We start from the raw sequence: 10,129 nt of genomic DNA, 5'->3' as shown, positions 1-10,129 counted from the left end.
TATCTAAGCTAATTGTGGTCGTATCACTATTGAGTGGTATTCTCACAAACTTCCTACTTTAGTGGGGAGTGGTTGATAACATACCAATGACTATTTTACTAGTTATTAAAAATAATAGCATTCATTTTTTAAAAGTAGGGTACAAAAAAACTCAGCATTTACGCTGAGTTTTTGTTTATCTTATTTATTAGCTTCGTCTTGATGCATTTTAGCAATCAAGCGATCGATCTTTTCACCATATTGAATTGATTTATCTTGTTTAAATTCCAATTCTGGAATTTTATACAAAGTTAGGCGCGGTGCTAGTTCTTTACGAATCAACCCTTTAGCCTTATCCAATCCCTTTTGAGTATTTTCAACATCTGCATCTTTCTCAGACAAAATACTGTAATAGATGGTTGCAGATTGCAAGTCACCAGTCATTTCAACACCAGTAACTGTTACACCTTGCACACGAGGATCACGAACACGCTTCAATAAGATATCATTAACTTCTTTTTGAATCTCTTGTTCTACACGACCAATTCGATGTTTTACCATATTATCATCTCCTATTTGACTGGAACTTCTTCCATCACATAGGCTTCAATTTCGTCGCCAATCTTGATGTCATTGTAGTTTTCGATTGTAACACCACATTCGAATCCTGAAGTAACTTCTTTGACGTCGTCTTTGAAACGTTTAAGTGAAGCAAGTTTGCCTTCAAAGACAACAATGCCATCTCTAATTAGACGAATTCCACTTTCACGAGTGATGCTACCACTATTTACGATACATCCAGCAATAGTACCGATCTTAGAAACATTATATGTTTCACGAACCGTCAAGTTACCTGTGATCTTTTCTTCGTAAACTGGTTCAAGCATACCCTTCATAGCAGCTTCAATTTCATCAATTGCCTTATAGATAACACGGTGAAGGCGAATATCAACATTTTCTTCCTTAGCTTGAACACGTGCTTGAGCTGTTGGACGAACGTTGAATCCAATAATGATGGCGTTACTTGCGGCAGCAAGGTTAACATCACTTTCAGTGATTGCACCTACGGCAGAGTGAATGATATTAACACGAACACCCTCAACATCGATCTTCTTCAAACTTCCGGCAATGGCTTCAGCAGAACCTTGAACGTCGGCCTTAATAATAACGTCAACAGTCTTGAGTTCTCCCTCTTTCATTGTCTCAAACAAGTTATCAAGTGTAACAGGATTTGTCTTTTGACGTTCAACTTGAAGAGCACGACTAGCACGTTCTTCACCAGCTGCACGAGCAGTCTTTTCATCATTGAAGACAACAAACTTATCAGCTGATTCAGGAACGTCATTCAAACCTGTAACCTCAATTGGTTGTGAAGGTGTTGCTTTCTTAACTTCTTTACCATTGTAGTTTGTCATTGTTCTAACACGACCATAAGTATTACCAACAACGATTGGATCACCTATGTGAAGTGTACCTTGTTGTACTAACAATGAAGCCACTGGTCCACGGCCTTTATCAAGTTTAGCTTCGATAACAGTACCTACGGCCTTTTGTTTAGGATTTGCTTTCAATTCCATAACATCAGCTTGTAAAAGAACCATTTCTAGTAATTGATCAATGTTTGTTCCGACTTTAGCAGAAATATTAACAAAGATAGTATCTCCACCGTAATCTTCAGGAATTAGTTCGTATTCCATCAATTGTTCAATAACGTGTTGTGGATTTGCACCTGGTTTATCGATCTTGTTAACCGCAACAATAATTGGATCATTTGCGGCTTTGGCATGATGGATAGCTTCGATTGTCTGTGGCATAACACCATCATCGGCAGCTACAACTAGGATAACGATATCAGTGACATCAGCACCACGAGCACGCATGTTAGTAAAGGCAGCATGTCCCGGTGTATCAAGGAAAGTAATCAAACGTTCGTTCAATCTTACTTGATAAGCACCGATATGTTGTGTGATACCACCAGCTTCACCTTCTGTAACGTGTGTATGTCTCAAATGATCAAGCAAGGTAGTCTTACCATGATCAACGTGACCCATGATAGTAACTACTGGAGGGCGTGAAACAAGATTCTCTGTACTTGTTGTTTCTGCATCGAAGTATTGATCGATATCAGCGATATCTTCTTCAACCTTCTCTTCAGAGTTAATACCATAGTCAGTAGCTAGCAATTCGATGGCATCTTTATCCAATGATTGGTTTTGGTTGATCATAATTCCCAACATAAATAACTTTTTAACGATCTCAGCTGGTTCTCGGTGAATCAACTTACCAATATCTTGAGCATTCATACCGACAGTGTAAACCAATGTTTCTGGTAATGGACGTTCTTTTCTTTGTGGCATTGGCTTCTTAGGTTCAGTTCTTTGGCGTTGTTGTCTCTTTCTCTCTTTCTTCTTCTTACGAGTTCCGAAAGGACTAGCCAAATTCTGCTTATGACCAAAGTCACGGTTAGTGTTAGCTGCTTTACTCTTCTTGTATTCTGGCTTTGGAACTTCAACACTGGCTGGTGTTACAGCTGCTTTTGGAGCTTCCTTAGCCTTGTTCTCTGTTGCCACTGGTTTTCTAGCAGCAGTATTATTGTTACGGTTGTTAGTATTAGCGTGATTGTTGTTAGCGTTGTTATTATTGTTGAAGCGATTGTTGTTAGGACGGTTAGTATTATTACTGTTAGTGTTATTGCTATTACGGTTGCCTGTATTATGGTTATTATTGTGGTTATTGTTTGGACGGCTGGCGTTGTTACCATTGTGATTATTATGGTTGTTAGTTCTAGGACGGTTAGTAGAACGACTTGCTTCTTGAATGTTTGTCTTGAATTGTTCTAGATACTTGTTACCAGCACTTTGTCTAGGTCTTGGTGCTTGTTGTGTTTGTGGACGGTCACGGTTTTGGGAATTATTACGATTACCATTGCGATTGATTGAATTGCTACGGTTATTGTTTGGACGATTATTCCCATTATTACTTCCATTACGGTTACCGCTGTTGTTGTTATTGCTGTTATTATTACTTCTATTATTGCTAGTAGAAGTATTGTTACGGTTTCCATTATGATTGTTATTGTTATTTCCACGATAATTACTGTTGCCGTTACCATTACTATTACTATGGTTACGCTCAAAATGACCCTTATTCTTATTTGGGTCTCTTCTTACAGCAGTAATTTTGATTTTAGTCTTGTGATCACCACTTTGTTGACGGTTTTCACCTGACTGTTCTTTTGAAGAACTACTTGTAGCGTTGTCTGAAGGCTTCTTGCTTCCTTTCAAACTACCTACGATCTTCTTTTCACTTGCTTCATCGACTGATGACATGTGATTTTTAACATCGATACCTAATTTAACAGCGGCATCTAATATGACTTGATTATCAACACTATTTTCTTTTGCAATAGTATAAATTCGTTTTTTGGCCATCCTATCACTCTCCTTAATTTTCCATAATTTCAATTAACCTTCTAGCAATTCCAAGATCTGTAATACCAATAACTTTCCGTTCTTTTCCGATCGCATCTTTAAGTTCTTGACTTGTAAAATGGTCGATCAATGTCACATCATAAGAATCGGCTTTATTAGCCATATCTTTTTTAGTTCTGTCACTACAATCACTTGCTATTATAACTAATTTTACGCTTTTATTTCTAATTCCTTGCAATGTTAGCTCTGTACCAGTAATCATCTTACCTGCACGTAATGCTATGCCTAAAAAATCTAAAAACGATTTTTTCAATGTTTCTTACCCAAATCTCCAAATAGATCCATTCTGGCCTTTTGATGATCAACAAAATCGAATAATTCATCATAAAATTCATCTGGAACTGCGTGTGAAAAAACCTTTTCCAAAGTCTTTTTAGATTTTGCTTCTTTAATGGCGTCAGGATCAAGCCCTACATAAGCGCCACGTCCAGACTTCTTACCAGTGGGATCTATTGAAACGTTTCCTTCTTTGTCTCTGACGATTCTAACTAGTTCTCTTTTAGGAAACATTTCGTTAGTTAGAACATCTTTTCTCATGGGTATCTTACGTGTTGCCAATCCCATCACCCCCTTATTCTTGAGAATCTGTATCTGAATCTTCGTTTGACTCTGCATTTGAATCACTATCTGTCTTTGGCTCTGAGTCTAATTTTTCGTCAATGTTTTCAATATCAACATCCTCATCATTATCATCAACAAATTCGACTTGTGATTCTGGTTTAATATCAATCTTATATCCAGTTAATTTAGCGGCTAATCTTGCATTTTGACCCTTTTTACCAATTGCCAATGACAAATGATAATCTGGAACGATGACGATACATTGTTTCTTATCTGTATCATCGAATTGCACAGCAATTACTTCTGCTGGATTTAAGGCATTTGCAATGAAGTCGACTGGATCATCAACATAAGGTACAACATCAATGTTTTCACCATTTAATTCATCAACTACTGCTTGGACACGTGAACCCTTAGGACCAACACAAGTACCAACTGGGTCGATATCAGGGTTATCTGACTTAACAGCAATCTTAGTTCTGTCTCCAGCCTCACGCGCGATCGAAACAATTTCTACAGTTCCATCATATATTTCTGGCACTTCTTGTTCAAATAATCTTTTGACTAAGCCCGGATCGGTTCTAGATACAAAAACTTGTGGACCCTTTGTAGCATTTTCAACTTTTGTAACATATACACGAATTCTATCACGTGAATTATAGGTTTCACCGGGCATTTGGTCAGACTTAGACATAACTGCCTCAATCTTACCAAAGTTTATGTATACAAATCTACTATCACTACGTTCAACTATACCTTGAATAATTTCGTGTTCATATTGACTATATTCATTATAGATGATATCACGTTCAGCTTCGCGGACACGTTGCATGATTACTTGCTTAGCAGTTTGAGCAGCAATTCTTCCGAAATCTTTAGGTGTGACCTCTTCACGGACGTGATCACCTAATTCATAACCCTTGCTTTTTTTCAAAGCATCTTCAAGTGAAATCTCTAGTCTATCATCGATAACTTCATCAACGATTTCTTTAACCGCATAGACATGTATATTACCCTTTTTTGCGTCAAATTCAACTTCAACGTTTTGAGCTTGGTTGTAATTACGTTTATAGGCTGCAACTAATGCAGCTTCTAGTGACTCAATTACATATTCTTTTTTGATACCTTTTTCATTCTCCAACGCATCGAGTGCGTCAACCATTTCTTTACTCATACTATTCTCCTTAAATGAGTTCCTAGAAGTTCTCTAGAATTCAATTGCGAGTCTAATCTTTGCAATCTTATCTCTGTCGATTACGATTGTCTTCTTAAGATTTTTCACTTTTATATTCAAAGTTATTTGTGTATTAGTTACTTTGGTCATTCTACCTTCAAAAACCTTATCACCGTCTTGTTTTTTGTACAGCGAAACATTAACATATGCATCTTCATAATTGAGTAAACTGTCATCGTTTTCCAATGGACGTTCTGCACCGGGTGAAGAAACTTCTAAATAATAAGCTGGTTCGATTGGATCTAATTCGTCCAATTTTTCACCATACTCTTCACTGATCAGAGCACAGTCATCAATACTGATGCCGCCCTTCTTATCAGCATATACTCGTAAATACCAATCTCCACGTTCGCGAACGAACTCTAAATCAGCCAGAAAGAAATCATGCTTTTCTAGAATTGGTTGTAAGATGGCTTTTAATTCATCAACTTTTGTATTCAAAAATAATCCTCCAAAGTAATCGGCAATAAAAAGAGTGAGCATTTCTGCTCACTCATTAATCAATAATTAACTAATAGGTAATTTAACATACTTTCACAATTAAATCAACCTTCAACGCTTGACACTAAAAGAGCGAGAGTTGATTCTCGTCCGGCATTCCATCCAAAACATGATTTTCGGTCATATATTCGATGATAGTCTTTGATACTTTACCACGAGTTGACAGATCTTCCTTAGACAAGAATGGCTGTTCCTCACGTGCCGCAACGATTTGCTTAGCAACGTTATCGCCCAGACCGGGGATGGCATTGAACGGTGCGAGCAATGTCTTGTCATCGATTATCTTAAATTCAAAGGCGTCTGATTTATCAAGATCGACCATATTAATTTTAAATTCACGTTCCAAACACTCATTTGCCAGTTCCAAAACGGTCAATAAATTTTTTTCTTTAGTCGATGCATCCATCCCTTTATCGTTGATTTCTTTCATTGCGGACTTAACGGCATCCTTACCAGTTGTCATCGCAACTAGATTGAAATCATCAGCACGAACTGAGAAATAGGCACTGTAATAATAGAGTGGATAATGAACTTTGAAATAAGCGATACGTAGCGCCATCAAAATATAGGCGGTCGCATGGGCCTTAGGGAACATATATTTAATTTTGAGACAAGATTGAATATACCATTCCGGGACATCGGCATCTTTCATTTCTTGTTGCCATTCATCAGGAATACCACGTCCCTTACGAACATGCTCCATGATCTGAAAGGCTGTCTGTGATTTCATACCCCAGTGAATCAAATCCATCATGATATTATCACGACAACCGATAACTTCCTTCAACGTGACAACACCCTGATCGATCAATTCTTCAGCATTTCCCAACCAAACATCAGTCCCGTGTGATAAACCAGAAATTTGTAATAATTCGGCAAATGTAGTGGGATGAGTTTTTTCTAACATTCCACGTACAAATCTCGTTCCAAATTCGGGAACACCCAATGTTCCAGTCTTAGAAAAAATTTGTTCCGGGGTGACACCTAGTGAATCCGTGCTTCTAAACAACTCCATAACTTCTGGATCATCAACAGGAATCGTCTTAGGATCTATGCCAGATAAATCTTGTAACGTACGAATCATCGTCGGATCATCATGACCTAGAATATCTAATTTCAAAATATTATCGTGAATTGAATGGAAATCAAAGTGAGTCGTCTTCCAAGCAGCATTCTGATCATCAGCCGGATACTGAATCGGCGTGAAATCAAAAATATCCATATAATCAGGTACTACGATAATACCCGCTGGATGCTGTCCGGTAGTTCGCTTGACACCCGTCGATCCTACGGCAAGTCGTTCTTCTTCGGCATTTCGCAACTGTTGTCCAGTCAGTTCTTCGTAGTTCTTAACATACCCGAAGGCCGTTCTGTCCGCAATCGTACCGATAGTTCCGGCTCTAAATACATGGTCCTCACCGAAAAGTACCTTAGTATAATTGTGGGCAACCGGCTGATAATCTCCCGAGAAGTTCAGATCGATATCAGGAACCTTATCACCCTTAAAGCCTAGGAAAGTTTCAAAAGGAATATCCTGACCATCTTTTTTCAACTCGGTACCACATTTAGGGCATTTTTTATCAGGTAAATCAAATCCCGAACCGACTTCACCTTTAGTAAAGAATTCAGAATATTTACATTTAGGACAACGATAATGCGGCGGCAATGGATTAACTTCGGTAATACCGGTCATCGTGGCAACGAAACTGGAACCGACAGAACCACGAGAGCCAACCAAGTATCCGTCTTTATTTGATTTATAAACCAACCTTTGAGAAATCAAGTAAATAACTGAGAAACCATTACCGATGATACTTTTAAGTTCCTTATCCATTCGTTCTTGAACAATCTCGGGAAGGTTCTCACCGTATAATTCGTGCGCCTGATTCATAGTCAAACTACGAATTTCGTCCTCAGCGCCTTCCATCTTAGGAGTATAAAGTTTGTCTTTAACCGGTGATATTTCATCTATCTGATCCATGATCAATTTAGGATTATCAACGATAATCTCTTGTTGAGTTTGATCATCTAAGAAATCAAATGCATCAAACATTTCATCAGTCGTCCTAAACTGCACGTCAGGTAATGTTTGACGTGCTAGAATGTTACTCTTGACAGCCTTGATGACGATCTCACGATAAATTTTATCGTGTGGATCAAGATAATGAACATCACCAGTAGCTACGACCGGCTTATTTATTTCCTTACCTAATTTGATAATGTTCTTCAATATTTCTTCTAGTCCAGCCTCATCCTTGATCAACTTTGCATCAAGCAAGTGTTGATAAACTGGCTTTGGCATTACTTCTAAGTAATCATAGTATTGTGCTAGCTCCCTAGTATCTTCATACCCTTTTTGCATCATGGTATTGAATACTTCACCATCTTTGCAGGCCGAACCAACTAAAATACCCTTACGATACTTATTCAATAATCGGCGTGGAACACGAGCAGTTCGATAATAATATTGTGTCATTGAATATGAAACTATCTTGAACATATTCTTCAAGCCCTCTTGAGTTTGAGCCAATAAAATTGCGTGGCTAGGACGTGCCTGCTTGTATGCTTCATCCCCACCCACATGGTCATTCAACTGTGACACATTGGTAATGGAAAATTTATCTTCCATTTCTTCGAACAATTTATACATCAAGTATCCTGTTGTTTCAGCATCAGCGTTAGCACGATGATGGTGCTCCAAGACTATGTTGTATCGCTTGGCTAGAGAATCGAGCTTATGATTACGATATTCCGAATGAAGTGTTCGTGACATTTCTAGTGTATCGATCACTGGAACAGATACTCGATCATGTCCCATGCGTGTTAAAGCTGAATTTATGAAACCAATATCAAAAGTAACGTTATGTCCGACAAGTATGTCATTGCCTACGAAGTCGATAAATTTCTGAATGATTGTTTTTTCATCCGGCGCGTTCTCAACCATTGCATCAGTGATACTAGTTAAGCTAGTTGTAAATTCAGATAATGGATGTCCAGGATTGATGAACTCATCAAATGATGCGATAATCTCGCCATCCTTCATCTTAGTCGCCGCCAACTCAATGATACTGTCGTAAACAGCGGATAGACCAGTAGTTTCCACGTCGAAAATAACATATTCTGCCGGATTCAATTCCTCATCCCGCAAATTATAAGCGATCGGATTTCCTTCATCGACCAAATCTATCTCGACACCGTATCCGATTTTCACTCCAAATTTTTTACCGGCACTGTACGCTTCAGGGAATGCCTGCAAAGCACGATGATCTGTAATAGCAATTGCCGGTTGTCCCCAGTCACTAGCACGTTTTACTAAGTCAGTTGCACTTGGTATTGCATCCATTTGGCTCATATTAGTATGAGAGTGTAATTCGATTCTTTTATTATCTTCTGGGGCTTTGTCCTGACGTTCAGCATGTTTTATGACGTTAATGTCATTTGCCATGATGACCAATTCTCGGGAGAAACTATCTTCTTGTATATTTCCACGAACCCTAATCCAAGCACCCTTTGACAGACTTTCAAAGAAGGCTTCGTCTTCTTCACCATTTGAGAATTTTTTAATACTGAATGAAGAAGTATAGTCCGTCACCTTTAGGATCAAAAGTGAGCGACCAGACTTTAATTTTCTAACATCGATATCAAAAATATTACCTTCAACCACTTTGTTTCGATCTTCTTCATTGATATCGATCATTTGTATAACATCAGAATCATCTGGTATCTTACGTCCTACTTTAGAAACATTAGCTGGTTTTTTAGCTTTTTTCTGAGCAACTTCCTGAACTTTATCTTGAAAATGTTTAGTTTCTTCCTGCTTAGCAACTTCGAGCGCTTGAGCGTCTTCTTGACCCTTGGCCTCATCAACATTTACTCGAATTTTAAATGGTGGGAACCCTAGATCCAAGTATGCGTCTTGAATACTACTGATCAACTTTCCATCCATGAAGTCAGCGAGAAAGCCACTTGAAACCGTCAAAAAAACTTGATCATTCTCACAAATAGGAGGATTTTGGCTCATCAATTGCGAAACCACCGGTGATCTTTCTTCACAGTTTTCCAAAACATACGTCCAATAATCCCGAATATTATTTTCATCCAGTTGCTGATTATCGGCATGGATATTGAAGTCGATCGCTGCAATGCCCTCAAAAGTTTGCTTCAATCCACTGACAAAACTTTGAAAATCATTAAACGGTAGTACATCATCGAAATTGAAATAGAACGTCCAGCGTCTCGATTTTTTATGCACTTCCAATTTGTCCAACTTCGCGGTATCAAACAGTGGGTCAGATTCTATTAAATTATCTAAATTGATTTGTTTAATTAAAATTTTAAAAAGTTGATTTTTATCTGACATATC

At 38.1% G+C, this 10,129-nt stretch carries 7 protein-coding genes; all 7 read right to left on the bottom strand.

Annotated elements, in window-relative coordinates; genetic code table 11:
* Positions 1–180: 180 nt before the first annotated feature.
* On the bottom strand, positions 181–540 hold the full coding sequence (rbfA, locus tag AC27FM_RS09270) for a 30S ribosome-binding factor RbfA (RefSeq protein WP_487087601.1): 360 nt from the start codon (positions 538–540) through the stop codon (positions 181–183).
* Positions 541–551: 11 nt separating this feature from the next.
* Positions 552–3,410, bottom strand: a complete 2,859-nt coding sequence (gene infB / locus AC27FM_RS09265) for a translation initiation factor IF-2 (RefSeq protein WP_487087599.1) — start codon at positions 3,408–3,410, stop codon at positions 552–554.
* A gap of 13 nt (positions 3,411–3,423) precedes the next feature.
* Positions 3,424–3,723 (bottom strand): L7Ae/L30e/S12e/Gadd45 family ribosomal protein, encoded by a 300-nt coding sequence (locus tag AC27FM_RS09260; protein WP_487087597.1) that lies wholly within the window; start codon positions 3,721–3,723, stop codon positions 3,424–3,426.
* Positions 3,720–4,028: an RNase P modulator RnpM gene (rnpM, locus tag AC27FM_RS09255; protein ID WP_487087595.1), complete on the bottom strand. Its 309-nt coding sequence runs from the start codon at positions 4,026–4,028 to the stop codon at positions 3,720–3,722. Before rnpM ends, AC27FM_RS09260 begins: the two co-directional genes overlap by 4 nt.
* 13 nt (positions 4,029–4,041) lie before the next feature.
* Entirely contained in the window at positions 4,042–5,205 is a 1,164-nt protein-coding gene (gene nusA, locus AC27FM_RS09250) for a transcription termination factor NusA (protein ID WP_487087593.1), read from the bottom strand.
* A gap of 33 nt (positions 5,206–5,238) precedes the next feature.
* A complete protein-coding gene (gene rimP, locus AC27FM_RS09245) occupies positions 5,239–5,706 on the bottom strand; it encodes a ribosome maturation factor RimP (RefSeq protein WP_487087591.1) in 468 nt (155 codons plus the stop codon).
* Between the two features lie 124 nt (positions 5,707–5,830).
* Complete coding sequence (locus tag AC27FM_RS09240; protein ID WP_487087590.1) at positions 5,831–10,126, bottom strand: PolC-type DNA polymerase III; 4,296 nt, start codon at positions 10,124–10,126, stop codon at positions 5,831–5,833.
* Positions 10,127–10,129: the final 3 nt, after the last annotated feature.

It is taken from the genome of Companilactobacillus sp. y65-5 (assembly GCF_057541095.1).
The sequence above is the reverse complement of the archived record's forward strand: the minus strand, read 5'-3'. Positions and strand labels throughout refer to the sequence as shown.

Bases quoted from the DNA above. Each gene is read 5' to 3' on its own strand.
- infB (WP_487087599.1), bottom strand. From the start codon at position 3,410: ATGGCCAAAAAACGAATTTATACTATTGCAAAAGAAAATAGTGTTGAT.
- rbfA (WP_487087601.1), bottom strand. From the start codon at position 540: ATGGTAAAACATCGAATTGGTCGTGTAGAACAAGAGATTCAAAAAGAA.
- AC27FM_RS09240 (WP_487087590.1), bottom strand. From the start codon at position 10,126: ATGTCAGATAAAAATCAACTTTTTAAAATTTTAATTAAACAAATCAAT.
- nusA (WP_487087593.1), bottom strand. From the start codon at position 5,205: ATGAGTAAAGAAATGGTTGACGCACTCGATGCGTTGGAGAATGAAAAA.